We start from the raw sequence: 25,903 nt of genomic DNA, 5'->3' as shown, positions 1-25,903 counted from the left end.
GGCCGGTTTGAGGCTCGAATCGGTAAGTATAAGAGTTTTAGGCAAGCCTAATTCTAAACATGAGCGAGCGTCGCATGTGGACACGTCGTCGGCTTCTCGCGTCGAGTGCGGTCGGCGCGACGGCAGGGCTGTCAGGCTGTATCGGTCGGTTCACGAACCAACAGGAGAGCGGTTCGTCGCTCTCGCTGTCTGACTTCCGCGGGTCCGGACCGCTGGTCGAGTCCCGGTCCGCGCCGGGCGGCACCTCGATGGACGACCTGCCGGACTTAGAGGGCACGCTGAACGTCTACCTCGGCGGCGGCGAGGGCGGCCTCTACGAGAACCTCGTCAGACTGCTGGAGAAGAAGTACTCGGGCTTCACCGCCAAGACTCGGATGGCCTCCTCGACCCAACTGGCCAACACCATCGTCGAGGAGACCAAGGGCGGCCAGTCCCCGGCCGACGTGTTCTGGTCCATCGACTCCACCTCGCTGGGCATCGTCGCCGACGCGGGCGTGACTACTACCCTCCCGGACCGCGTGCTGAACCCGGTCCCGAAGGGCTTCCGCGACGGCGACGGTGACTGGGTTGGCATCGCTGGCCGCGCCCGGTCGGTTCCCTACAACACCGACCACTTCTCGGAATCCGACATTCCGAACAAAGTTCAGGCGTTCACCGAGAACTCCGGTCTGAAGGGGACGATGGGCTGGGCACCCACCTACGGCGCGTTCAAGTCGTTCGTCACCGCGATGCGTCTTCTCAAGGACGAGGACGCCACCAAGCAGTGGCTGACGGGGATGCAGAACCAGAACATCACCGAGTACCCCGACGAGTTCCTCGTCTCGAACGCGGTCGCAGACGGCGAAATCAAGGCCGGGTTCGCCAACCACTACTACGCGCTCCGGGTCCTCTCGTCGCGGCCCGACGCCCCGCTGGACCTCGCGTTCACCAAGGGCGACGCGGGCGGTCTGGTCAACGTCTCGGGCACCGAAATCATCGAGGGCACCGACCAGCAGGAACTCGCGGCTGACTTCATCCGCCACCTCCTCTCGGCGGAGGCACAGGAGTTCTTCGCCACGACCACGTTCGCCTACCCGATGATTCCGGAGGTCGAACCGGTCGGCCCGCTTCCGACGGTTGACGAACTCGCGCCCCCGGAAATCGACCTCTCGAAGCTCTCGAACCTCGAACCGACCCTGAAACTGATGCGCGAGGTGGGTGTCCTCTGATGGCTGTGAGCGACCGTCTTCGAGGACTCGCCACTCGTCTCGCCGACGACGACGAGGAGTCGCCGTCGATTGGCCTCGTTCTCCTCGCGGGGTCGGTGTCCGCGGCCGTCGCCTTTCCGGTCGCGTGGCTAGTCCTCCGGTCGCTCGAAATCGGCTTCGAGCGCGCAGTTGAACTGCTGGCGCAACCTACCACTGTTGAGGTCCTGACCAACAGCGTCGCGCTCGTCGCTGGCGTCACGCTCGGGTCAGTCCTCATCGGCGTCCCGCTGGCGGTCCTAACCGTTCAGACCGACCTCCCGTTCCGGCGGTTCTGGACCGTCTTAGCGTCGCTCCCGCTAGTCGTGCCGAGTTACATCGGCGCGTTCGCGTTCGTCTCGGCGTTCGGTCCCCACGGCGTCCTCTCGAACTTACTCGCGCCGCTCGGCATCTCTGAGATTCCGACGATTTACGGCGTCGAAGGCGCGATACTAGTCCTCACGCTGTTCACCTACCCCTACGTGTTCCTGACGACTCGGGCCTCTCTGCTCTCGTTCGACGGGACGCTGATGGAGGCCGCCCGGACGCTGAACCACGGGCGCTGGGCCGCATTCCGGAAGGTGACCCTGCCCCAAATCGCGCCCGGCATCGCCGCCGGGAGTCTGCTGGTCGCGCTCTACGCCCTCTCAGATTTTGGTACTCCCGCCATCATGCACTTCGACGTGTTCACCCGGAAAATCTACGTCAGCATGTGGCAACAGAACTTCGCGGCCCTGCTGTCGCTCCAACTCCTCGGACTCGCGGCGGTCATCCTCGCGCTGGAGAACCGCATCGCCGACAGCGAGGAGGGCGCGCACGTCTCTCGCGGGTCGGGGTCGGTCCGTATCTCGCTTGGCCTCTGGAAGGTTCCGGCGCTCCTGTTCTGCGCGCTGGTCGCCGCGCTCTGTCTGGCCGTGCCGGTCGGCATTCTGTTCATGTGGCTGACCCGGAGCGGACCGGGCTACACCGGCGGCGGCTTCGAGTTCCAGCTATACTTCGGCCTGAACTCGGTGTGGGTCGCTGGGCTGGCCGCGGTGGCCGCGACCCTCGGCGCGCTCCCGGTGGCGTACTTCTCGGGACGCTCGGACTCCCGACTCGCCACGCTGTTCGAGCGCCTGAGCTACGTCGGCTACGCGACTCCCGGCGTCGTGCTGGGCCTCGCGCTGGTCTACTTCGCGTCGGCGAACGCCCCGGCGGTCTACCAGACCGTCCCTCTGCTGGTGTTCGCCTACGTGGTCCGGTTCCTGCCCCAAGCCGTCGGCGCGATTCGCTCGTCGGTGCTTCAGGTTGACCCCAAACTCACCGAGGCCGCCCGAACGCTCGGCGAGACGCCGAAATCCGCCTTCCGGCGGGTGACCTTCCCGCTGGTCAAACCCGGCGTGGTGGCGGGCGCGGCGCTGGTGTTCCTGACAACGATGAAGGAACTACCCGCGACCCTGCTGGTGCGTCCGACAGGTTTTGAAACCCTCGTCACCTACATCTGGCGAGTGCAGGACGCGGGGTACTACGGGCAGGCCGCGGTCCCCGCGCTCGTCCTCGTGGCCGTCTCGGCGCTCTCGATGCTGGTGCTACTCAAGCAGGACGGGAGCCTCGTCAGTCAGAAAGGAGAGAACGATGCCTAGAGAACTGCTACACGACGACTCCAAAACGATGGACGGAATCGACTCAGAACCCGCGGCCGCCGCCGAAGCGCGACGAGAGAGCGACGACACCGACCACGAGACGGTGCTGGAACTCGACGGCGTGGTCAAAGAGTACGCCGCGGAGACCGCGGTCGATTCGCTCTCGCTGTCGGTCCGCGAGGGGGAACTACTGACTCTGCTCGGCCCCTCGGGGTGCGGCAAGACCACGACGCTCCGGATGATGGCGGGCCTCGAACGCCCCGACGGCGGCGAGGTCCGTCTCGGTGGCGACGTGGTGGCCGACGAATCCCAGTTCGTCAAACCAGAGGACCGAGACGTGGGACTGGTCTTTCAGGACTTCGCGCTGTTCCCGCACCTCACGGTCGCCGAGAACGTCGCGTTCGGCCTCACCGAGGCCGACGACGACGAGACCGAACGCCGCGTGGACGAACTCCTCGAACTCGTGGACCTCTCGGGCCACCGCGAGGCCACGCCCGACGAGTTGTCGGGCGGCCAGCAACAGCGCGTTGCCCTCGCTCGGTCGCTCGCGCCGGAACCCGAGATTCTCCTGCTTGACGAACCCTTCTCGAACCTCGACGTGCGACTCCGAGTCGAGATGCGCGAGGAGGTCCGCCAGATTCTGAAGGAGGCGGGCGTGACCGCCGTCTCGGTCACCCACGACCAAGAGGAGGCCCTCTCGATTTCCGACCGGGTGGCCGTGATGAACGACGGGCAGGTCGAGCAGGTCGATACGCCCGAGACCGTCTTCGAGCATCCCGAATCCCGGTTCGTGGCCTCCTTCCTCGGGCAGGCCGGGTTCCTCTCGGCGTGGCACGAGGAGGGGACGGTCGTGACGCCAATCGGGAACTTCGCGCCACAGCGCCTCAACGGCCTGACGACCGAGTACGCGGGCACCGACCTCGACGTGTTGGTCCGGCCCGACGACCTGCGAGCGACCGTCGTGGACGAAGCGGAGGCAGACGGCCACATCGTCCACCGCCAGTACACCGGCCCCTCCTTCGTCTACCGGGTCGAACTCGAAAACGGCGACTTGGTTCACTGCCAGCACAACCACGTCAAGGAGTTAGACATCGGCAAACCGGTCCGGGTCGAGTTGGACGCCGACCACACGCTGGCGTGGTACCCGCCGGAGGACGACGGCGACGACGAGTCGATAACCGACCGGGTTTCCGAGTCTGCGCGTCCTCGATGAACCGATGAATCGGCGGCGGTTTCGGCTCTTTTCGGCGGTCCTGTCGCTGTTCGCGGGCGGGGTCGTCCTGCTGATTGCGACAGAACTGTTCCCGTACCACACGACCAACCACGACGAGGCGGTCTATCTCCAGCAGTCCGCGATGCTGTTGGAGGGCCAGTTTTCGATTGCGCCGCCGGTCCCCGAGGCCTTCCGGCCGTGGTTCTTCGTCCGAGACGGTGCGTCGATGTATCCCAAGTACGCGCCGGTTCCGGCCGCGATGTTCGCGGTCGGGAAGCTTCTGGGCGGATTTCGGCTCTCGCTCGCTCTGATTGCTGTCGGCAACGTGGCGCTGACCGTGGCCGTCGCTACCGAGGCCTTCGACAGGCGGACCGGTCTGCTCGCCGGCACCTTTCTGCTCGCCTCGCCGCTGTTCCTCGTCGACTCGTCGGTGTTCCTGCCCTACGCGCCGACGACGCTCTGGAACCTCCTGTTCGCGTTCGCCTACCTCCGGTCGGCCCGGCGGGAGGCAGACGACAGTACCGGTCGGGAGATGCAAGGCTACGCCCTGTTGGCGGGCCTCGCCGTCGGCGCGGCGTTCTTCGCGCGGCCCTACACCGCGGTCCTGTTCGCAACGCCGTTCATCGCCCACGCGGGCTACTCGCTGTGGGCCGGTCCCTCGGCGAAACGCCTGACTCGGCTTTCGCTGACCGCGCTCGGGGGACTGGTCGGGGTGGCGGCCGCGCTCGGCTACAACGCGATGATGACCGGTTCGGCGTTCACCTTCCCCTACGCCGCGTTCGCGCCCCACGACGGTCTGGGGTTCGGCCACCGCGAGATTCTGGGCTACGCGCGGGACTACACCCCGGCGCTGGCGCTCCGGGCGAACGCCGAGGTCGTAACGCTGTTGTTCACCGAGTGGGTGGTCGGCGGGCCGGTCGGGACGCTCCTCGCTGTCCTCGGAGTCGGCGCGTTCCTCCGACGCGCGGGACTCCGGCCCGCCGACTGGTCGGCCGACTTCACCGACGCGCAGGCGACGGCGATTCTGGCCGGCCTGTTCGTCTCGGTCGTCGTCGGCAACGTCTACTTCTGGGGCAATTTGAACGTCTTGGGCGCGCTCGAAGTTCCCGACGACGGCCTCGTGGATACGCTCGGCCCCTACTACCACTTCGATTTGCTGGTGCCGACCGCGGCGTTCGCGGCCAGCGCGGCGCTTCGGGGAATCGACCGCGCGGGCGAACTTGCCAGCGACCGATTCGGCGCGTCTCGGCCGCGGCAGGTCGCCGTCGGGGTCGCGCTCGTCGGGATGCTCGTGATTTCGGGAGCGACTGCGGGAGTCCTCGCCGGTCCGGTCTCGGAACACGCCGAAATCACGGCCGAGTACGAGGACGCCTACCAACCGTTCGAGGAGCGAAACCTCTCCGACGCCGTGGTCTTCCTGCCGACGCCCTACGGCGACTGGCTCAACCACCCCTTCCAAGTTCTCCGGAACGACCCCGGTTTCGACGGCGACGTGGTGTACGCCCTCGACGGCGAGGAGAGTCTTCGAGTCGCCACGGCGTACCCCGACCGAACCTACTACAGATACGTCTACCGGGGCGAGTGGGCACCCTACACCGGCGAGTCGGTCGAACCGGCGCTTCAGCGCGTCCGGGTGGTCCGGAGCGAGGCCATCGCGCTGGACGCCACGCTCGGAGTTCCGGACCGCGCGACAGGGGTCTCGGCCCGACTCTCGACCGGCGGCGAATCGGCCTACTACGGCGTGAACGGGACGCTCGGGAACGGAACCGCCGGGAACGTTTCGGTCGGCCTCCGAGTTGCGAACGGGACCGCACGGCTCGCCGGTCCCGGAGTCGCCGCGGTCGGCGAGAACGCCAGCGTCTCGGTCGGCCCCGAGGACGAAATCGTGGTGCAGGTGTTCGTCAGCGACGCCGGCAGTGGGTTCTCCTATCGCCTCGAACTCCCGGTTCGGCAGGCTAACGGTACGCTCGCGGCGCTCTCGCCCGCTCGGGAGGTCTGTCTCGTCGCCCGCAACTGCAACGGCGCGGCGGCCTACGTCCCCGACGCGGTGCCGGAGTACGCCGGGATGGAGACGCGTCTCCGCGCGGTGAACTCGTCGCCGAACAAGTCCGTCTCGGGCCGGAACGACGGTAACTCGACTGCTCGTGCGACGCTACGTCCGCAACTCGCAACCGACACCCAGAGCTAACCGGTCCGGTGCGCGCTGGTGGCCCGCCACCGCTGAGTTGCCGCTTCCGCCCGCGACCAGCGACACGTCTATAGGATTCTTTAGAGTTGGTAGATGCGTCTTTGACGATTCTTTGGATTGCCCCAAGTTGGCTCGGCCCTCGCGGGCTACTCAGACTGGCGGTCCCTGACCCCGACTCCGGCGTGACCACCGGAAGACAAACCGCGTCTTCCGAGGTGTTGCAAATCGAAGATTTGCCACATCACGAAAACCTTCGATTTTCGCCGGTTACACTCGCGCCGCTCGCGTGACCGCGCGAAGCGTCCGGGCGGGGTTCGTCCCGTCTTCAGATGTAAACCCTCGCTTCGCTCGCAGTCGGCGCGCTACTCGCCCGACCCGCCGGTCGGCAACGCCGGGAGGTTCGCTTCTATCTCGTCGCGGCGGTCTTCAAGCCACTCCGGGAGGACGAGGCGCTGGCCGAGTTCCTCGATGTCCTCGTCCACGGTGTAGCCCGGTTCCTTCGTGGCGAACTCGAAGAGAACGCCGCCCTTCGTCCGGGCGTAGACCGACTCGAACCACTTCCGGTCGATTATCTCGGTCGGCCGGAGACCGTGGCTGGTCAGCATCTCGCGCCACTCCGGTTGGTCCTCGCGCGTCACCTGAAACGCGACGTGGTGGACCGTCCCCGCGCCGGGTCGGCCCCGCTGGGCCTGCGGGTCCTCGTACACGTCCACGACGTAGCCGAGTTCGCCGTCGGCCTCGTAGCGCCGGCAGTGGCGCTCGCTGTCGGTCTCTCGGAACCCCATCGTCTCCAGCAGGTCCGCGGTCGGTTCGGCCGACTCCAGCGAGAGCGTCACCCCGAAGAAGCCCCGAATCGCGTGTTCGTCGGGCACCGGCCCGTCTGGCGGGTCGCCTGCCGGGGCGTCCTCGCGGGCCACCAGTTCGAGGTGCAGGCCGTCGGGGTCCCGGAAAGGAATCACGGTGTCGCCGAATCGCTCGCGCGGGTCGTCGGCATCGACCCCGGCGTCTGCGAGGCGCTCGACCCAGAAACCGACTGATTCGCCCGGAATCAGGAAGGCCGTCGTGCTGACCTGTCCGGTGCCGACTTGCCCCTGTTGTGCGCCCTCGTAGGGGAAGAACGTCATGCTGGTTCCGGGACTCCCGCCGTAGTCACCGTAGAACAGGTGGTAGACCGACACGTCGTCCTGATTCACGCTCCGCTTGACCAGTCGCAGTCCGAGCGTCCTCGTGTAAAATTCGAGGTTCTCGCTCGGGTCGCTGGCGATGGCCGTGACGTGGTGGATGCCGGGTACGTCGGATGGCATGCAGTGACGTACCTCGCCGGTAAAAATAACTCTGCGGGCCTCTCCCCCGAGAAGACTACCTGAAGTCGGGCTTGCGCTGTTCTCGGCGGCGTCGCTCCTGCACGCAGACCTTCACGATGGACTTCGCAATCGCCGCGCCGCCCGTGAAGGGGTCGAGTTTGGTCTCGCCGGCGCGCTCGTCGTACGCGATGGGAATCTCGCGCACGTCGTAGCCCCGCATCTTCGGGCGGATCAGCAGTTCGGCCGAGAGACCGGTGTTTTCGGTCCACTCGATATCCTCGATGACCTCCCGGCGGTAGGCCCGCATCCCGGTGGTGGTGTCGTGAACGCGCTCGTCCAGCAGGAGCATGTCGAGGAGGTCCTCGCCCATCAACACGCTCGCCAGCGCGGCGAAAGCGTGGTTGCCCCACCGGTTCAGGTCCGGCATCTCCTCGGCACCCCAGTAGAGTCGGTCGCCGCTCACCACGTCCCGACCTCGGTTAATCTCCGCCAGAAACTCCGGCAGTTGTTCCATCGGATAGGTGTCGTCGCAGTCGGTCGTCACGACCACCGGTCGGTCGGGGGTCAGCAGGGCCTCGCGCACCGCGACGCCGTAGCCCTGCGGTTCCTGCTCGACCACTCTCGCCCCCTTCTCGCGGGCGATTTCGGGCGTCCGGTCGGAGGAGCCATCGACGCAGACGACTTCGGCCCGACCGTCGGTCACGCGCTCTACGTCGTCCAGTACTGTTCCGATGGCGGCCTCCTCGTTGTAGGTCCCCATGACGACGCTCACGTCGTCGAAGGTAAACTGGTCGGAGGTCCCTGCCTCCTCGCTGTCCCGAATCTCCTCGTCGTCCCCGTCTGCCGCGTCCGTATTCATGCTACTCGACGGTTGTCACGGCGCGTATTTGAGCTTTTAGGTTCGCCAAAAATATCGAGGGCGGGAGGTCCTCGACTGCGGTGTTTCGATGGGGAAGACGCTGACCGTCCCTCGCCGGAGGCGTCTGTCCTCGGTCGCGCTCGCCTTCAAGTCGCTCGCGCCACGCCGAGTCGGAGGAAACGAGGCCGATTTCGGCCGCGAGTCCTCTCACCGCGTCGAAAAGGGGTGTCTCGTCCTATCGCGTTTGGTCCTAACTCCAACGAGGAGAACATCGAAATCCTTCGCAGTAACAATATCGCCCCGTCCCGACGGAGCAAGATTCCATATACCGAATGAAGGTTTACGAGTTCGAGATGCGACGCCGTTTGGACCGCGGCCACTCTCTGGTCCGCTTGCTCGGCGCGTGAATCATGTGGCGAGTCATCGGTCGGCACGTCTGGACCGGCGTCGAGTCCTCGCGCTTCTTTCCGCCGGCATCTCGACGGTCCCCGGTTGTATCGAGCGCGCGGCCCGCATCGGTTCGTTGGCACCCGCCGGTCCTCGGGTCGAACTCCCAGACGGCTCCGAGACACCCGCCGACGCCGACACCGCTATCTCGGTTCGAAGTCGTCCGCCCGACACCGACCGACGAGCGACCACCGGTTATTTGCGCGACCTTGACGAACGAGGCCGATGCGCGTCGTCGCTACACTGCTGGTGGCTACGTCGCCGAGTTCCCGATTCCGTTTTTGCTCCGCGTCGAAAAGACCGGGGGAAGTAGTCTCCGTCAGTTGAACCGGAGACCAATCTGGGCCACGATGTATCTCGTAGTAGTCAGCTCGACAACTATACTACCGGCTAGACATCTGCTCGTAGACTCCCCTACCCGGTCGCCCAGTTGGTTGTCGGTGTCATGGGGTCCTCGGCACCGCCGCCTTGGCGGTACTATCCGGTCTCGTTGAGCGACTCGTCCGAGAGTCGGACCATCGAGAAGGGCGTCGTCGGCCCAGTGCCTGCGAGTCCTGACGAACAGGTGTTCGACCTCGGGGCGTCGGGTCGGACCGCGAGCGACTGGGTTCTCGGACTGCGACGGGTTCGCCATCGACCCCATAGTGGTGTGCCTTCGCTCGTTCGCGGGACTCGCTCGTCGTAGTCGCAGGTCGCTCGCTCCTGTCGTGGAATCGGAGGCCTTTGAGGAGGTTGCGGCGTGGTCGGGTCGCCCTCGCCCGCGGTCAGATACTTGTTATCACCGACCACAATTCCAACCCTATCGACTTCAGCACTGAACTCGGTTCTCGTTCTGTCGCTCTTGAGACTGTTTCCGAACAGCCGTCGAAGCCGCCCGCAGTCCCTCACCAGTTGGCTCCACGATAGGTATCGCCAGAATGGAAGGTGTCGAGAAGCCCGGTTTCGGGACCGTCACCCTTGGGGTCGAGTCCTCGAAAGACCCTTCCGCGGGTATTCTCAACTTCAGACATATATTTATTGCTTTGAATAGTATTTTAATTGCTCTAATATCTGGAGAGCGATGCCAATGCTCCGACCGACGATTTGTGGTCGAACGACTATGCGAATCCGACCAGAAAATTAAGAAATTTTATATTTTTGCGGGCAGATTGTGGTTACCGGACGTGAGCTAAAGTATTAGATAGAAATCATGTAGTCTGCCACTTCGATACCGAAGCTGAAATTAGAGACGTGGGTATGGGACAACTAGGGGACAATCGTAGTCCTATACTCACTCATAACTTACTCTCGTGGGTGGTATGAACGGACTAGTCTCAAGAATAAGATTGTTTATTCGTGGCTCTGGGATACTTTGATACTGGTGCGGTGAGAGGACCGAAATATGTCCGGAGACGAGAACGTCGATACTTCTCGGAAAACTGTAAAGACGTTCGTCCCCGCGTACCAGAAAGACGAGTGGAAGCGACACGCCGACGAACTCGACATGAGCCAGAGCGAGTTCGTGCGGACGATGGTGCAGGCCGGTCGGAGCGACTTCGAATTCGACGCACCGGGGGCCTCCGAGTCGGAGACGGAAACCGACGAGACCGGGAGCGATGGCGAAAACTTAGACGAACACGTTCTATCCGTTCTCTCGACCACCGAACACCTGTCTTGGGACGAACTCCTCGACCAACTCACCAACAGCATCGAGGACAGACTGGAGGAGACCCTCCAACAACTCCAGACCGAGAATCGGGTCCAGTACAGCGGCCGCCACGGCGGCTACACCTTGATTTCGGGGGACGATGGCGACTGAGCAGTCCCGAAGCCAAGACGGCGAGGATTCGGTCGCGTACTTCCTCCAAGACATGACCTACCACGGGAAGACCGACCGGACCCGAGACGCCTACGAGCGGGTCCTCCGGCGGTTCGAGGCCTTCCTCGACAATCCCTCCGAAAATCCGATGGGGGCCAGCAAGACGCCCGCAGAGGCCACTCGACGCGACTGTATGGCGTGGATGCACGAACTTCGAGGAAGTGTCGCCGAGAGTACGGTGGCCACCTACGCCTCGTACCTCCACCGGTTCTACGCCTACATGACGCAGGTCGGCGAGTTCGAGTCGAACCCGATGACGCTCGTGGTTGAGGAGATGGACGAACGAATCGACACGAATCCGACTCGCCGGGACATTTCGGTGCCGGAGATGCGAACGTTCGTGGCGGAGATACGACACCCTCTCGACCGGGCTATCGTCGTCACCCTGCTCAAGACCGGCATGCGGGCGGGCGAACTCTGTAACCTCGACCTGCGCGACGTGTCGATGTCCGGCGTCGAGGACGCGACCCGCCCGCAACTCGACGGGAAGGCCGACTCGATATACGTCTCGCCGGAACCGACCATCGGCGAAGCCTTCAACGGCGAGGAGCGTTCGGCCTCGAACAAGCGCAAGCGGGCAACCGTGATACCGATGGACGACGAACTGACTCAGACGCTCAAGCGTTGGCTGGCTATCCGGCCCGACGCGCCCTCACCTGCCGACCCGCTTTTCACGACGACCCGAGAGGGCTGGGGAAATCGAGTGACGCCGGATATGGTCTACGCCGTCGTCAAGAAGTACGCTCGTGAGTACGGGTGGCACCAGCAGGGCGGCGGTGCCGAGGAGAACGTCACGCCCCACTACTTCCGACACTTCTTCACGACTCATCTGCGCGACCGGACCGGCGACCGGGGTATCGTCAAATACCTCCGGGGCGACGTGGCCGAGGACATCATCGACACCTACACCCACAACTGGGGCGACCGGGTGCGGGAGGTCTACGAGCAGAACATCTACGAACTCTACTGCGCGTCGGCAGAAATCTAAATCACATATCGCTATATCTACTCGCCAGCGCTCGCTTCGAGTGACCGACCGAGTTCCGGGACTCGGCCACGAGGAGTCGCGGAGCGTCTCAGTAAATCGCCATCTCGGTCTCGGTTCGCTCGAACAGTTGCTTGGCCGTCTCGGCCGACTCGTCGGTCTCCTCGTAGTTCTCCATCAGCACCGTCTCGCTCGGGAATAGCTCCTCGCCGACGACTAAGCCGTGTTCGCGGGCGGTCGAACCAGTCACGGTCAGGTAGACGCCGACGCCTGCGTCGGCGATGGCGGCCTCCTCTTCTTCGTCCTCGGCGGGGTAGCAGAAGTCGAGATTGTCCGAGTTGCGCGTGCCCACCACGGCCTCCACGAGGCGCTCGTAGCGCGGCGAGATGCAGAGGTCGCCCGCGTAGTTCCGCAGAAATTCGCGGGAGGGCTGGCCGCCCTGCGGGAGGGCCTCGGGGGTCGCCATCAGCGTGTGGTACACAGTGTCGCCCATCCCGGCCACGACCCGAACGTCGGTGTCGTGGGGGTCGATGCGGGCGTTCACGTCGGCGATGCGGGTCAGGGGGTCAGGCCGGAGTTCCACGACTTCCTCCAGCACGAGGTCGGCGCTGTCGAACCCGAGCGCGAAGTCGTGCTTGCGAAGCGACCGGAAGGGTTCCTCCCTGCCCACGAGTCGGAGGTTCACGTCGCCCGCCGGGACCGTCACGCTGTCGAAGACGATGCGCCGGGGCTTGCCCGCCCGGTCGTCGCGCAGGAGGGTGAAGTCCGGGCGCGTCTCGTCGCCGACGTGGCTGTACTCTGCGAGTCGGTCGTAGACGCTCTCGTCGGTCGTCTGGTTGCCCTTCGTGACGGCCTTCTCGTACCGGAGCGTCGAGGTGATTTCGTCGGCGACTCCTTCGGCGTCGGCCTCCTCGGCCACGCGCTGGAGGACCGCCTCCAAGGGACGGCCCTTGCGCGGCACCGCGACGGAAATCGTGTCGGTCATTGTTCACCCAAAAGAGAACCGGGAGTAAACGCGTTGCGCTTCCGGCTATGCTCCCGACCAGCACTCCCGCTGGCCGCCGTCCGGCGCGCTCAGTTCCCGAACACGTTGTTGATTTGCTCGCGCCACTCTTGGATGCCTTCGAGTTCGTCGTGAATCGCGGCCACGTCCTCCTCGACGCTCTCGACGCGCGCAGTCAGGTTCTCCTCGAGCGCGTCGAGGTCAGCAGACAGCGATTCGACGCTTTCCGAGACATCCTCGATTTCGTCGGTCGCCTCGCTCACGTCGCCGAGTTCGTCGCGGACCGCCGAGAGTTCGTCGGCGACCGTCTCCAACTCGTTGCCGACCGAGGTCACGTCGTCGGTGTTCGCGCCGACGAGTTCCTCGAGTTCGTCCAGTCGGGTTTCGAGGGTCTCGACCTCCTCGCCGACAGCGCCCGCGTCTTCGAGTTCGGCTTCGAGGGCCTCCACCTCGTCGCTGATGCCCTCCAGCGCCTCGATTTCCTCGCGGAGCGTCTCGATTTCGGCCACCTCGTCGCGCAAGTCGTCCACCGCGCCGAGTTCGGATTCGAGGTCAGACACGTCGTCGCGGACGCCTTCCAGCTCGCGGAGGTCCTCGCGCAGGTCGGCCTCGGTCGCCTCTATCTCGTCGCGGAGGCCACTTTCGAGGTCCTGCAAGTCGGCTTCGAGCGTGTCGAGGTTCGACTCGATTTCGTCCACGCTGGATTCGACCTCGCCGACGCTAGACTCGACGCCCTGCACGTCGGATTCGACACTGCTCACGTCCTCCTCGATACTGTTCACGTCTTCCACGACGCCTTCGACGTCGGACTCGATTTCACTCAGGTCCGACTCGACGCTTTCCACGTCGGATTCGAGGCTGTCCACGTCTCCCTCGACTGCCGACACGTCGTCGCCGAGGTTGGCCACGCGCTCGTCGGTGTCGTCGGTCTCGGTACGGAGCGCCTGCACTTCGTCCTCGAAGGCCCGCACGTCGGCTTGAACCGCGGCGAGATCGTCCTCGAAGTCGGCGAAGATGTCGTCGGCCACGCCGTTCTCGTCGATGAACGCTTCGAGGGCCTCGGTGTACGCCGAGAGGTCCTCGACGCGCGACTGGAGGTGGCGGATGCGGACGTTGGTACTCTCGGGCATCTCTACGTCGAGTTCGCGCTGGATGGCCCGCAGGTCGTCGTCCTCGACCTCGCCGGCCCGAATCTCGTCGGCGAGCGCGGCCGCGACGCTTCCGGGACGCGGCGGCGACGCCTCGGGTTCGGCGGCCTCGGTCTCGTCCGCTGTCTCGGAGGGTCGCGTCGGGTCCTCCGCTTCGACCTGCTCGTCCGGGGTCTCGTCGCCGAGCGCGTCGGACTCGTCCCCGTCGCTCGTCTCTCCGACGGTCTCGCCCGCGTCGGCGTCGCCGATGCCGGGGTCGGCCTCGTCCGTCGCCTCGTCGGTGGTCTCGGTCGCGTCGCCGACCGACTCGTCTTCGGGTTCGAGGAAACTCTCGGAATCGTCGTCGGCGGGCGACTCGTCGTCGCTCCCGGCGAGTGCGTCGGTTTCACCGAGCGGGTCGTCGCCGCTTTCGGCCAGCGGGTCGTCCTCCTCGGTGCTGGCCGCGAGGGGGTCGTCTCCGGCGTCGGCGAGGGGGTCCTCGCCCTCCGTTCCCAGTGGGTCGTCATCGTCGTCCAGACCGAGGTCGTCCTCGCCCGCAACTACGTCGCGGACGAGTTGGCTGTCCTCCTCGGATACGATGTCGGTGATGGTGTTGCCGTCCGGGCCACCGACCTCACCGTCGAGGTTCGGCGCGTCCGGGTCGGGGTCCGCGCCTACGGGGTCGGCGTCGGTGTCGTCGGCCCCGGTCGCTCCCGAATCGACCGCAACCGGCGAAACGTCTTCGATGGTCGGCGTCCCGAGGAAGGTCGAGGGGTCGTCGTCCTCGGCGAGGCGGACGCCGTAGACCGTGACGAGTTCCTCGCCCGGTTCGAGTTCGCGCTCGAACTGGACCCGGTGGTCCTTGTACGCGGTCCAGTTGTCGTTCTCGTAATCGGGGTGGAAGCCCACGTTGTCCATCGGGAACTCCTCGGGGATGTCGTCGGCGAGTCGGAGGGTCGCGCTTTCGTCTCGCTCGCACCGAATCACGAACTTGATTGCGGGGACCGCGAACTCGTCGCCCTCGAAGGACTTCTCCACGACGACGCCGCTCTCGTTCGTCGTCACCACCTCGGTCATGCTGTCACTCATACGGTTCACATCCCAGAACGGCCATATAAATCACACGCCCCCGAGAGACGAAACGACCCGAAATCCCGGCCCGAAACCCTCGGCCGGGCGGGTTGCGGGCGGGTCGCAGGTGGGTCGCGGGCGGGTCGAAGGCGGGTCGCGGCCGGGACGTATCTATTTGGAGCCACCGGCCCAACTACGAGTATGCTACTCGCAGGAACCTACGACGGCGTGTACCGCGCCCGCGGCCCGCGCTTCGACTCGGCGGAGCAGGTGCTGGACGCCGGGCGAGTCATGCGCGTTCGGCGCTTCGAGGAGTGGGATGGGGTGTTCGCCACCACCAAGTCGGGCCTCTACCGTTCGACCGACGGCGGCGACTCGTGGACCGACCTCGGCGTGCCCCGCGAGGAGGTCTACTCGGTCCTCGGCGGTCCCGACGGCGACCGACTCTACGCCGGGACGCACCCGGCCCACCTCTACGTCTCCGACGATTCGGGGGAGACGTGGCGGGAGCTATCGGGCCTTCAGGACTTGCCCTCGCGCGACTCGTGGCACACGCCGCGCCACCGCGACGAGGCCCACGTCCGGAGTCTCGGCGCGCACGCCGACGCGCCGGACCGTGTGGTCGCCGGAATAGAGGTCGGCGGCGTCCACGTCAGCGACGACGGTGGCGAGGCGTGGACCGAACGCCGGTCGGGCGTCCACGACGACGTGCATCACGTCCTCGTCCGCGGGCCGGACCACTACGTCGCCTCCTGTGGCGGTGGCCTGTACCGGACCCGAGACGCGGGCGAGACGTGGGTCCGATTAGACGACGGCGTAGAACACACCTACTTCCGCGAGGCCTTCGCCCGCGACGGGACGCTCTACGCCGCGGCGGCGCGCTCCTCGCCGGGCACGTGGCAGGGCAAGCGCGGCGCGGACGCGGCGCTGTTCGAGTCCGAGGACGACGGCGACACCTTCGAGACAGTGGCCTATCCGGGCCACCCCGACGAGGTGGTTCTCGCGTGGACTGCCGACGACGGCCACGTCCTCGCGGGCACGAACGACGGGCGCGTCGTCTTCCGGTCGTCGGGCGAGTGGGTCGAAGGCGGTCGGCTGTCGGCGGGCGTGGCCGCGCTCTGCTGGGTGTGAACCGGTCGATTTCGACACGGACGGCGCGCTCCGGGCGGCGCAGGCCGGTCTTTCCGGCCCGCGACGAGCGAAAAATGTTAACAAGCCGCGAACTCGACGTTCCCTATGGTGGGTCCTGCCCAGAAAGTGGGGATTCTCGTCGAGGTCAGCGTCTTCGCGCTGTTCGTCCTGCTGGTCGTCCAACTGCTGGAACTATCCGGCCTGCAGGGGGTGGGACTCGTGGTCGGGCTACTCGTCGTGCTAGCGCTCCTCGCGCTCGTGACGCGACTGTCGCTCACCGTGTTCGACCTCCTTACGGACGGTGTGGGGAAGACTCGCAACGCGCTTCGCCATCGCCGGGAGTGAGGTGAGGTGAGGTGCGGTGAGGTGTCCGTGGAAACACGGCGTCGGCGCAGGTGCGGCGGCGGCGGCCAGACTAACGACTCCTTGACCCTCGAAACCGGCGTGATTTTTGGCTCGGCCGTCTCCGGTTAGTCGGACTGGCGGTCCCCGCCCCCGACTCTGGGTGACCACCGGAAGACAAACCGTGTCTTCCGAAATCACACTCGCACCGCTCGCGTGACCGCTCGAAACGTCCGAGGAGAATTGGCCTCGGCTTCGGATTTGAACCTTGGCGTCATCCCGGAAATGAAAATGTGTTTCTAGGACCTAATTTTCTATATCTAAGGAATATTTTTATTTCTTTTCGGTCGGCGGTGCGGTGCTGTGCGGTCTTCCGATGCTCGACCAGTAGCTAACTCGGTGGATTTGGGGATTCGGGACTCCCTCGAATAACAGGAAACAACCGGCATCGACGCAGAAGAAATCGCGGACTCTCCCGATTCAGAGGTCCACTCTATCACCGATTTCGGCGATTTCCAGTCGCTCGGGGTACTCGAAGCTCCGAACGTGGTCGTGGAGCGCGGTCGGGTCCGCGGTCAGGCCCTTCCACATATCCCAGTGGCTCGGCAGGAACCGGTCGAACCGGAGGGCGCTGGCAGACTCGACGGCCTGATTCTCGTCGTTGTACCACCGGGTGCGCTTGGGTTCGCGGGTCTCCTTGTCCGGAATCTGACCGACGCTCCCGAACGCCAGCACGCCGAGGTTGATGTCGTACTCGTCGCCCAGTCGCTCGAACTCGTCGCTCGGCTTGGTGTCGCCGCCGTGGAAGAAGGTTCGACCGTCGTACTCCACGACGTAGCTCACGGGGTGAGTCGCGTCGGGGTCGTGGGCGGGTTCGACGTGAATCGTGAACGCGCCGACCTCGAAGGTGTCGCCCTCCGCGACCTCCTCGAATTGGGAGTCGTCTACGTCCCACTCGTCGGTCCAGTTCTCGTCGTCGCGGGCGACCGCGAGGCTGTCGTCGGGCGCGTAGAAGGTCGCGCCGGTCGATTCGAGGATGGGGGCCTGACTCGGGCCGTGAACGTGGTCGGTGTGTTCGTGGGTCGCCAGCACGGCGTCGGCCTCGGCCACGTCCTCGGGGTCGAAGGGCACCGGGACCATCCGGACGGTTCGGGGCGGGTCGCCGGTCCCGAGGTAGGGGTCGATGTAGAGGGTGGTCTCCTCGGCTTTCAGCACGAAGCCGTTACAGCCGAGGTACCAGACCGCGATGCCCTCGGGGTCGGCGTCCTCGACCGCTCGCGGGAGCCAGTCTCCCCAGTCGCTGTGGATTGCCATGTCGTCCAATCGGCCCAGAAAAGAGGTAAGTGTTGTTCTTCGCGGCGACGCTGGTTCTCTCGTCTCTCAGCACCGAGCTACATACTCCGGAGGTGGACGTAATCGTCGTCGATTTTCGAGATTCGGTCGGGTTCGACCGAGTAGGCGTCGTCGTCGTGACCCTCCCAGCCGAGTCGGGTCTTGACGCGCTGGGCCAGTCCGGGGTTCGGGTCCACGTAGAGTCGGTTGGCGTCCTCGTCTACCTCGGTGACGACGCCGACCTTCTCGTCGTTGGCGTCCACCACGTCCTTGCCCACGTCGTCGTCGTCCAGCGTGACGGCCTCGTCCTCGACCACCGTTTCGTCGCCCATCGTCTCGTCCCCCATCGTGGTCTCGGCCGTTTCGGCGTCCGCAGTCGAGGACTCCGGTGTCGCCGTCGCAGTCGTCTCGTCGCGGTCGATGCGGATGCCCTCGGCGTCGATGCGCTCGCCCTCGGCGAACTCCTCGGTCGCGTCGGAGCCGATGAGCATGGTCTCGACCAGTTTCGAGTCGATGGTCTCGCTGTCCATCAGCGCCTCGTCGGTCAACTCGAAGGTGAGTCGCTTGCGGTCCACCACCTCGTCCTCCACGATGCGGCGCTCGTAGAGGTGGGTCTCGATTGTCCCCTCGTCGGTGAATTCGCTCTCGACGTGCCCGCTCTCGATGGCCTCGTCGGTTTCGATGCGGCCGCCGAGGAGGTCGCTTTCGAGGACGTTGCGCTGGACACCTTCGAGGTCCACCCGACTTTCGAGCGTGTCGGACTCGACGGTCTCGGTCTCCTCGACGTCGTGGTCCACGACCCTGCTCTCGACGGTCTTGCGCTCGATGAGTTCGCGGGTGACCTCGCGGGTCTCGTCCACGTCCAACGTGATGATTTCGCGCTCGGTCACGTCGATTTCCTGCACGTCGTCCTCCCACCCGGCGCTCTCGCTGTCCTCCACGATGGCGATTCCCTCCTCGTTCTCGCCGATGTGGATGCCCACGATTTCCCGCCGGACGAGTTCGGTGTCGATAATCTCGTCGCGGACGATTTCGCTGTCCACGACCTTGCTCTCTATCGTCTCGGTCTCTTGGACCGTCTTCTCGATGACCTTGGTCTCGGTGATTTGGGTCTCGACCGTCTCGCCCTCCATCAGGGCCTGTTCGACCTCTCTGTCGTCCAGCGTGGCGCGCTCGATGGCCTCGGTTCGGTCCACGAGTTCGAACTGCTCCCTACCTTCTTTGGGTCGGTCGGCGTGGCGGACCAGCGCCAGTTCGTGGTCGTCGAAGTCGCGGTGGAAGTCGTCCCAGTCGGTCTCCTCGACGTTTTCGTCGTCCTCCTCGCCGGGGTAGTAGATGTAGGGTTCTCGGTCGCCGGCGTCGGTGGTGCGATAGCCGGGCTTGGCCCCGCTGTCCTCTATCCACGTCCGAATCGTCTCACGGTCGGTCGTGACGTTCTTGTCGTCGTCGCTCTCTCGATGCGTCTCGCTGTCGATACGCGCCTCGTCACTCTCGGTTCTGTTATCGCCTACCATAATTCCCACCGTGTTACCACTCACTCTCGGGAGACTTAGGCGTCGTTGCCAGATTTCGGAAACGAATCGAAAAATCGCGGCGGTCGAACGACCAGAAATCGACCGGTCCGGCGTCAGTTAGTCTTCACAGCAACCGCTGGACTGGTCGCTGAAGTCCACTGCCAGCGGCTCCGAAATGGCGTCGTTGAGGGCTTCGAGTCGGGCTTCGAGGTCCTCTTGGGCTTGGAGGTACTCGTCCATCACCGGCAGGGAGTGAAGCTCCTGTTGGGCCTGCTGGACCTTCTTGACGTCCTCTTGGGTGGCCTCGCCGGTCTGGCGGGCGAGCATGAACTCTTGGCGGAGTTGCTCGAACTCCTCGACCTTCTCTTGGGCCTCGTCGTCGTCCTCGACGGCCTGCTTGGTCTCCTCGAACTTCTGGTACTCGGGCGTCTGGGCGATTGCCTCGCCGAGTTCCCCTGCGAGTTCTTCGACGCGAGCGAGTTCAGTCGCCTCGCCGTCGGCCTCAGTTTCGATGCTCATGTGTATTCGGGTTGGGACTGTGGCGTTTTAGACCTGCCGGATACTTCGCCAGTCGGGTCGAAATTTCAGTCCGCGAGAGAACACCGTCCTTAAACGTCCCCGCGAACAAAACAGTTCCAATGAGCCAAGACAGCGAGTACAGCGAGGGAGACCTCCGAAACACCGGGATGTCGCTGAAGCACGACCGGGAGTGGGACTACGAACTCGACCGCATCGTGGAGGCGGTCGAGGAGCGCGACGCCACCAAGGTCGGTCTCCAGTTCCCCGAGGGACTCAAGCGTCGCGGTCCGCAGGTCGCCGACGACATCCGCGAGTTGGTGCCCGACGACGTGACCGTGATGATTTCGGGCCAGCCCTGTTACGGGGCCTGCGACCTCGACACCTTCCTGATGAAGCGCACCGACGTGTTCGTCCACTTCGGCCACTCGCCGATGAAGAACACGGACAAGGTAATCTACGTCCCGCTGTTCTCGAACGTGGACGTGTTCCCCATCATGGAGGAGGCCCTCGAAGAACTCCCCGAGGACGACGTTGGCCTCGTCACCACCGCCCAGCACATGAACCAGTTCGAGGACATGAAAGAATGGCTGGGCGAGAAGGGCTACGACGTTCACACTCGCCGGGGCGACGACCGACTCACCCACGAGGGGCAGGTCCTCGGATGCAACTACGCCAGCGCCGACATCGACGCCGACCAAGTGCTGTACGTCGGCGGCGGGAAGTTCCATCCCCTTGGCCTCGCCATGGAGCATCCCGACAAGAAAGTCGTCATCGCCGACCCCGTGAACAACGTCGTCACGATTGCCGACACCGAGAAGTTCCTGAAACAGCGTTACGCATCGGTCCACAAGGCGATGGACGCCGAGAAGTGGGGCGTCATCTTCTGCACCAAAATCGGGCAGGGTCGCTGGGAGCAGGCCGAGGAGATTCTGGAGAACAACGACGACGCCTACCTCATCACGATGGACGAGGTGACGCCCGACCGCCTCCGGAACTTCGACATGGACGCCTTCGTCAACACCGGATGCCCGCGAATCACGACCGACGACGGCCCGCAGTTCCACAAGCCGATGCTGACCCCCGGCGAGTACGAAATCGCCGTGGGGAACAAACCCCTCGAAGACCTCTCGTTCGACACGTTCCACGGCACGTGGTAAGCGCCTGACGCGCTGTTTTTTGCGGTCTCAGAAGTCCGAGACGACTTCCGACATACAGCCCTCGCCGGGTTGATGGTACGAGAAGTGGTCGGGCACGTAGTCCACGTTGTGGTCGGTGTAGTTGGCGGGCGTCGAACCTTCCGCGCCCTCCTCGCCGACCGCGGAGTCGAACTCGCCGGTCGAGTAGGCCCAGTTCAGCACGTCGTCGTCGGACTTCCAGTAGTTGTGGACATCCGCGCCGACCGCGGCGATGTCGTCGCCGTACTCGCCCTCCCACGAAACGGCGTCGTTGTCCACCGCCGCGCCGAGGAACGTCGCCGACGCGAGGTTGTTGGGCTTGTCCAGTCCGTTGAGTTCCTTGATAGTCGAGGCGACGACCCGGCCACCCATCGAGTGACCGATGAGGCGGACCTGCGCCCCGGTCTTGGAGACGTAGTAGGTGAGGAAGTTCGCGAGTTTCTTGCCGTTTCGCTCGGCGATGTCGGTGGTCGGCCACCAGTTGTCGGTGCTGGTGTCGGAGTCGTAACTGAATCCGATGACGGGGTGGTCGTAGCCGTTGTCCCGGAGCGACTGCTTCACCGTGGCGAAGTGGTCGGGGGCGTCCTCCGGCGCGACTCGCCACCCGTGGACCGAGATGACGACCTCCTCGGGGACTGGACTGGTGCCGTAACCGGGGATGTCGCCGGTCGTGCTGTAGTCCCACGCGGTGTGGCCGTCGGTCAACTGGTCGCCGTACCACCAGTGGATGTCGAAGTGTCCTCGGGTGGTCGCCCGCGGGAAGTCCGCGGGACCGGTGATGTCGCCGTCGTCGCCCTCGAACGCGGACGCAGACCCGGCGAATCCGGCCAGACCGGCCGCGACGGCAGTCCCGCGCAGGACCGCTCGGCGCGTCGCTCGGGGTTTTTGGGCGTCCTCGTCAGCCTCGTTGCCATTCGTTCGCATGGTCGTTTCGGACGGATTGAACTATATTAAATTTAATCGTGAGATTCTAAACTAGACTTCGGTTTCGGCAGGTTAGAATCCTGTCACCGTCTGTGCGCTCACGCTCTATTACTACTACGCATTTACTAACCTTTTTGTATGAGGCATGTGTATTGACTGGTAACGATGAGCGCCACTCGCTCCGCCGACGTCCGAACCGCAATCGAACGCTGTCGCGTCGAGGACCTCACGCCCGTCAGCCTCGACGCCGAATCGATTCCCTCGACCGCGCCCGAGAGCCTTCGGGAACTCCAGCGCGAACTCGATGCCGACGACCTCGTGCCCGCTCGCATCGTCGTTGACGCCTGCTTCGGCGAGGACTGCTCGTTCGCCACCCAAGACGAGGCCGACCGGGTTCGGGAGTACGTGCAGGCCGCCGCTTTCCTCGGCGCGAGTATCGTCACGGTCGAGTTCGACAGCGTGGGCGACGAGTCGAAGGTCCGGCCCGCGCTGGCGGCCGTCGCGGAGCGCGCCCGCAGAGAGGGCGTCACCCTCGACGTGGCCGGTCCCATCACGCTCGACGACTGACGACGCAGGTCTTCGCATATATTATTATTTCTAAAAGTAGTATTTCTGATTTCTAAAGCAATAATAAACCACTCGAAAGCAAGCGGCTCGGCGCACGCACCGAGACGCGACACTCGGCCGACCAACCGCCAGCGAACGCCTCGCTGACCAACCGCCGGGACGCGCTCGGCGAATCAATCGAAGGGCGGGATGAAGGGGCCGCCCGGTCGCGGTCACGTGAGCGGAGCGAACGTGACTTCGGAAGACGCGGTTTGTCTTCCGGCGGCCGGACGCCGTGGTCGTCTCTGCGGGCAACTATTTCCGCGCGGGCTGTGTCTCGCCGAACGGAGAGAGGCGATGGCTCGGAAGACGCGGTTTGTCTTCCGGTGCGGAGAGCGCGGAAATATCCCGCAGAGCGACCGCGACCGGGCGGGGGCTTCAAGAAACGTTCACGGCTACAGTCCCGATTGAGTTTGCAGTGGCGGAGAGCAAGTAGGGCCTCAAAAACATTCACGGTCGCAGTTCTACTGTTCGCGCTCGGATTCAGGCCACGACAAACCCGCACTCTCACACCAAACCCAAACTCTCACCTTTCCCACCGACCTCCCTCCGAGCATGGACAAGGCCGCGCTGGAGCGCCGACTGTCGCACGTCTCCGGGTTCCGGGACCCCCGCGTCGAGTTCGAGCAGTACCCGACGCCCGCCGACCTCGCGGCCCACCTCGTCCACCTCGCCGACGTGCAGGGTGACCTCGCGGGCCGGACCGTCCTTGACCTCGGCACCGGAACCGGGATGCTGGCGCTCGGCGCGGCCTTCCGCGGTCCCGCGAGAGTCGTGGGCCTTGACCGAGACTCCTCGGCGCTCGAACAGGCCCGCGAGAACGAGGCCCGAATCGCTGGCTCGGACGCGCCGGCCTCCTCGGCCGAAATCGACTGGGTGCTGGCCGACGCGACTCGCGCGCCGCTCTGCGTCTCGGACTCGGCCGCCTCCCTCGCCCGCGAGGAGACCACCGTCCTGATGAACCCGCCGTTCGGCGCGCAGACCGGCAACGAACACGCCGACCGGGCGTTTCTCGCCACCGCGAGCGAGATTGCGGGCGTCTCCTACTCGATTCACAACGCCGGGAGCCAAGACTTCGTGGAGGCCTTCGCGGACGACGAGGAGGGCGCGGTCACCCACGCTTTCCGGGCGGAACTCGACCTGCCCCGGCGCTTCGACCACCAGACCAGCGAGCGCGAGACCATCGACGCCGAGGTCTTCCGAATCCGGTGGGAGTAACAAGGTTTTCGTCCCGGCGTTCGTGTCAGGCCGTATGGACGAATACCTCGAAACTCGGCTCCGACTCATCGGCGGCGGCGTCCAGACGACGCTCGTGGGAATCGCCTCGCTTCAGTTCGGTGCGCTCGGTTTCGGCGGGGTCCTCGTGTTCGTCGGGACCGCGATTACGCTCGGTGGATTGGTGTGAGTGAAAATTTCTGAACTATTGGTGGAACAGCAGAAGCAAACAGGACCGTACTGTTCTCGAAAGCCCTCGCGCGGCTTGCGGTCGCTCAGCGGGATATTTCGCGCGCAGTTCTGCGCGCGAAATAGGGCCACGCTGAGACGACCAAGTTGAACACCGGAAGACAAACCCCGTCTTCCGAGGTCACACTCGCTCCGCTCGCGTGACCGCAAGCCACGCTCGCCCTTTCAGTCCACCGAGGACCGCACGTGTTCCACCGGCCGAAATCTGTCCGTTACGCTCGTTTCAGTTGTACGTCTCGCGGACCGCGACCCGGACGCGGGTCCCCTCGAAGGCCGCGAAGACCTTCCGGCCCTCGCGCTCGAACCGGATGCCGGAGAGGGTCACGGCTTCTCCTCGGGCGGGAATCGGCGCGTCGGCGACCGTCGAGTTGTTCCGCAGGACGTGAAGGGCGAACCGGTCGCTCTCGGGGACCACCGCGACCGAGCGGTTGGCGAGTCGGGCCTCGGCGATTGCCGGGTCCGACGAGAACGTGGTGGTCCAGTTCCCATCGTCCGGTCCTCGGAGTCGGACCTGATAGGCCGTCCCGCCGCCGACGGCCGACCAGCCACGGCGCTGGACCGTGACGACCTCCGACCACCCGACGCCGCCGACCCGGACCCGGACGCGCCCGGTGAACGCGAGTCTGCCCTTCGAGACGGTCGTGGCCCAGATTTCGCGGTCGTCGTTGACCACGATGACGCCGCTCGTGGTCACGTTCGTCGTCTCGCCGAACAGCGACACGTCGATGGCCGAGACCTTCTGGTTCTGGACGCCCTCGGCGTAGGTGACGTTGTAGCCGTCGGCCTCGATTGCGGGACCGTCGCCCGGCACCCCGGCGTCACCGACCGCGGTGAGGTTGACCGGGACGGCGACACCGACCATGACCGCCAAGGGGAGCAGAAGCGCGAGCAGGCCGACCTGCTGGTGGGAGACGTCGCCGAAGATGGGCCGACGGTCGGCGGTCGCCGCGACGGTCGTCAGCGCCGCGAGTCCGACCACGAAGACCACGCCTGCTCCTCGGTAGAGGACGTAGGTGCTCTCGCCGCGGTACCACCAGAGCGCCCAGAGGCTCATCGACATGCCGAGGAGGACCGCCCCGGTCCAGATACGGAGCGCGCCGACGCGCTCTCGCCGCCGGTAGAGGACCGTGACCCCGAGCAGGATGCCTAGCAGGAGACCCAACACGTGGCCCTGAACCGCGATGCCGAACCACCACGGGTCGCCGAAACTCGGCGAGGCCGACCCCGTAATCGTCGGATTCCGGAGCGCGCGGTAGGCGGTCCGAATCGCGCCCTGCGCCGAGACGGCGACCACGGTCATCAGGGGGTATCGGACCAGCGCGAACCCGACGAAGGCGAACACGACGCCCGAGAACCCGATTATCGGTCCCCACGAGAACAGGCTGGTTGCGAGGCCGACCAGCGCCACGCCCGCCGGAAAGAGGACGAACGCGCGAATCCATGGGTTCGAGGTCCGGGAGAAAAATGGATTCTCGCCGCGCTTGGTGGGGTAGTGGCTGAAGAAGTACTCCGCGAGGGGCGCAACGGCGAGCGTGGTCGTGAGGTTGCCGAGCAGGTGGCCCGGCCCGGAGTGGGAGAACGGCGCGAACAGCCACCCGACCGGGTAGAGGTACGACCACGACGAGAACGGGAGCGTGACGGGACTGCGCCAGTGGCTCCACCCCTGCTGGACGAACAGGTAGACCGCGAGGACGCCCAGCGCCGAGACGAGCGTGCCCCACGGAACTCCGAGGAGAAACCGCGACCGGAGTCGCTGGCCCCACCGACCGCTCGGGCCGTCGAGTCGGCGCGCCAGCGCGAGCGACAGCAGGACCGCCAGCGGGATAGCGACCTGTTCCGGCGCGGGCACCCACGGAGGCAACTGAACCATATCCGGTGTTTTCGGCCACCGGAGTATAAATGAGTGGCTGGATTTAGCTCACTGGGATTTGATTCGCTTCACAGAACGAGCGTATATTCACAAAAATGGCGGTAGGACGACCTGGTCGAAAGTAGT

21 protein-coding genes are annotated in these 25,903 nt (G+C 65.1%); 12 read left to right on the top strand and 9 right to left on the bottom strand.

Annotation, left to right across the window (positions count from 1 at the left end; all coding sequences use genetic code 11):
• The first annotated feature begins 59 nt into the window (after window positions 1-59).
• The 4 genes from P2T57_RS03400 to P2T57_RS03385 are packed head-to-tail and all read left to right on the top strand — an operon-like array spanning window position 60 to window position 6,246.
• A complete protein-coding gene (locus tag P2T57_RS03400) occupies window positions 60-1,208 on the top strand; it encodes an extracellular solute-binding protein (protein WP_276301076.1) in 1,149 nt (382 codons plus the stop codon).
• Entirely contained in the window at window positions 1,208-2,845 is a 1,638-nt protein-coding gene (locus P2T57_RS03395) for an ABC transporter permease (RefSeq protein WP_276301075.1), read from the top strand. Before P2T57_RS03400 ends, P2T57_RS03395 begins: the two co-directional genes overlap by 1 nt.
• On the top strand, window positions 2,838-4,058 hold the full coding sequence (locus tag P2T57_RS03390; protein ID WP_420028511.1) for an ABC transporter ATP-binding protein: 1,221 nt from the start codon (window positions 2,838-2,840) through the stop codon (window positions 4,056-4,058). The genes P2T57_RS03395 and P2T57_RS03390 overlap by 8 nt, the downstream gene beginning before the upstream one ends.
• Before the next feature lie 4 nt (window positions 4,059-4,062).
• On the top strand, window positions 4,063-6,246 hold the full coding sequence (locus tag P2T57_RS03385; protein WP_276301073.1) for an ArnT family glycosyltransferase: 2,184 nt from the start codon (window positions 4,063-4,065) through the stop codon (window positions 6,244-6,246).
• A 362-nt stretch (window positions 6,247-6,608) separates the two neighbouring features.
• Here P2T57_RS03385 and P2T57_RS03380 read toward each other — a convergent pair whose 3' ends face one another.
• Both P2T57_RS03380 and P2T57_RS03375 read right to left on the bottom strand, forming a co-directional pair.
• Window positions 6,609-7,550, bottom strand: a complete 942-nt coding sequence (locus P2T57_RS03380) for a ring-cleaving dioxygenase (protein WP_276301072.1) — start codon at window positions 7,548-7,550, stop codon at window positions 6,609-6,611.
• Window positions 7,551-7,605: 55 nt separating this feature from the next.
• Window positions 7,606-8,310: a dolichyl-phosphate hexose transferase gene (locus P2T57_RS03375; protein ID WP_276302074.1), complete on the bottom strand. Its 705-nt coding sequence runs from the start codon at window positions 8,308-8,310 to the stop codon at window positions 7,606-7,608.
• A gap of 1,927 nt (window positions 8,311-10,237) precedes the next feature.
• Between P2T57_RS03375 and P2T57_RS03370 the strand changes: the two genes are divergently transcribed.
• Entirely contained in the window at window positions 10,238-10,654 is a 417-nt protein-coding gene (locus P2T57_RS03370) for a DUF5805 domain-containing protein (RefSeq protein ID WP_276301071.1), read from the top strand.
• On the top strand, window positions 10,644-11,702 hold the full coding sequence (locus P2T57_RS03365; protein WP_276301070.1) for a tyrosine-type recombinase/integrase: 1,059 nt from the start codon (window positions 10,644-10,646) through the stop codon (window positions 11,700-11,702). Before P2T57_RS03370 ends, P2T57_RS03365 begins: the two co-directional genes overlap by 11 nt.
• Window positions 11,703-11,790: 88 nt before the next feature.
• On the opposite strand, the gene P2T57_RS03360 is transcribed toward P2T57_RS03365, so the two are convergent.
• Window positions 11,791-12,684, bottom strand: a complete 894-nt coding sequence (locus tag P2T57_RS03360) for a phosphoribosyltransferase HisG-related protein (protein WP_276301069.1) — start codon at window positions 12,682-12,684, stop codon at window positions 11,791-11,793.
• 89 nt (window positions 12,685-12,773) lie between these two features.
• Window positions 12,774-14,918, bottom strand: coding sequence for an AAA family ATPase (locus tag P2T57_RS03355; RefSeq protein ID WP_276301068.1), 2,145 nt, complete (start codon window positions 14,916-14,918; stop codon window positions 12,774-12,776).
• Window positions 14,919-15,101: 183 nt separating this feature from the next.
• Between P2T57_RS03355 and P2T57_RS03350 the strand changes: the two genes are divergently transcribed.
• Both P2T57_RS03350 and P2T57_RS03345 read left to right on the top strand, forming a co-directional pair.
• Entirely contained in the window at window positions 15,102-16,031 is a 930-nt protein-coding gene (locus P2T57_RS03350) for a WD40/YVTN/BNR-like repeat-containing protein (protein WP_276301067.1), read from the top strand.
• 105 nt (window positions 16,032-16,136) lie between these two features.
• Complete coding sequence (locus tag P2T57_RS03345) at window positions 16,137-16,376, top strand: hypothetical protein (protein ID WP_276301066.1); 240 nt, start codon at window positions 16,137-16,139, stop codon at window positions 16,374-16,376.
• 477 nt (window positions 16,377-16,853) lie between these two features.
• On the opposite strand, the gene P2T57_RS03340 is transcribed toward P2T57_RS03345, so the two are convergent.
• From P2T57_RS03340 to P2T57_RS03330, 3 genes are all read right to left on the bottom strand, one after another.
• A complete protein-coding gene (locus P2T57_RS03340) occupies window positions 16,854-17,687 on the bottom strand; it encodes an MBL fold metallo-hydrolase (RefSeq protein WP_276301065.1) in 834 nt (277 codons plus the stop codon).
• Window positions 17,688-17,764: 77 nt separating this feature from the next.
• The gene (locus P2T57_RS03335; protein ID WP_276301064.1) at window positions 17,765-19,219 is read right to left on the bottom strand and encodes a hypothetical protein; all 1,455 of its coding nucleotides are present in this window, start codon (window positions 19,217-19,219) and stop codon (window positions 17,765-17,767) included.
• Window positions 19,220-19,336: 117 nt separating this feature from the next.
• Entirely contained in the window at window positions 19,337-19,738 is a 402-nt protein-coding gene (locus P2T57_RS03330; protein WP_276301063.1) for a YlbF/YmcA family competence regulator, read from the bottom strand.
• Between the two features lie 119 nt (window positions 19,739-19,857).
• On the opposite strand from P2T57_RS03330, the gene dph2 reads away from it, so the two are divergent.
• Window positions 19,858-20,895, top strand: a complete 1,038-nt coding sequence (gene dph2, locus P2T57_RS03325) for a diphthamide biosynthesis enzyme Dph2 (RefSeq protein WP_276301062.1) — start codon at window positions 19,858-19,860, stop codon at window positions 20,893-20,895.
• 27 nt (window positions 20,896-20,922) lie between these two features.
• Here dph2 and P2T57_RS03320 read toward each other — a convergent pair whose 3' ends face one another.
• Window positions 20,923-21,837, bottom strand: coding sequence for an esterase/lipase family protein (locus P2T57_RS03320; RefSeq protein WP_276301061.1), 915 nt, complete (start codon window positions 21,835-21,837; stop codon window positions 20,923-20,925).
• A gap of 165 nt (window positions 21,838-22,002) precedes the next feature.
• Between P2T57_RS03320 and P2T57_RS03315 the strand changes: the two genes are divergently transcribed.
• The 3 genes from P2T57_RS03315 to P2T57_RS03305 all read left to right on the top strand — a co-directional run bounded on the left by P2T57_RS03315 (window position 22,003) and on the right by P2T57_RS03305 (window position 23,848).
• Window positions 22,003-22,404, top strand: coding sequence for a DUF7961 family protein (locus P2T57_RS03315; protein ID WP_276301060.1), 402 nt, complete (start codon window positions 22,003-22,005; stop codon window positions 22,402-22,404).
• A 594-nt stretch (window positions 22,405-22,998) separates the two neighbouring features.
• On the top strand, window positions 22,999-23,661 hold the full coding sequence (locus P2T57_RS03310) for an METTL5 family protein (protein ID WP_276301059.1): 663 nt from the start codon (window positions 22,999-23,001) through the stop codon (window positions 23,659-23,661).
• Between the two features lie 34 nt (window positions 23,662-23,695).
• Complete coding sequence (locus P2T57_RS03305; RefSeq protein WP_276301058.1) at window positions 23,696-23,848, top strand: hypothetical protein; 153 nt, start codon at window positions 23,696-23,698, stop codon at window positions 23,846-23,848.
• A 282-nt stretch (window positions 23,849-24,130) separates the two neighbouring features.
• On the opposite strand, the gene P2T57_RS03300 is transcribed toward P2T57_RS03305, so the two are convergent.
• Window positions 24,131-25,777 carry a rhomboid family intramembrane serine protease gene (locus P2T57_RS03300; RefSeq protein ID WP_276301057.1) on the bottom strand — a complete coding sequence of 549 codons (1,647 nt, stop codon included), beginning with the start codon at window positions 25,775-25,777 and terminating at the stop codon, window positions 24,131-24,133.
• Between the last annotated feature and the right edge of the window lie 126 nt (window positions 25,778-25,903).

Source organism: Halorussus lipolyticus, assembly GCF_029338375.1.
GTDB classification, from domain to species: domain Archaea; phylum Halobacteriota; class Halobacteria; order Halobacteriales; family Haladaptataceae; genus Halorussus; species Halorussus lipolyticus.
The sequence above is the reverse complement of the archived record's forward strand: the minus strand, read 5'-3'. Positions and strand labels throughout refer to the sequence as shown.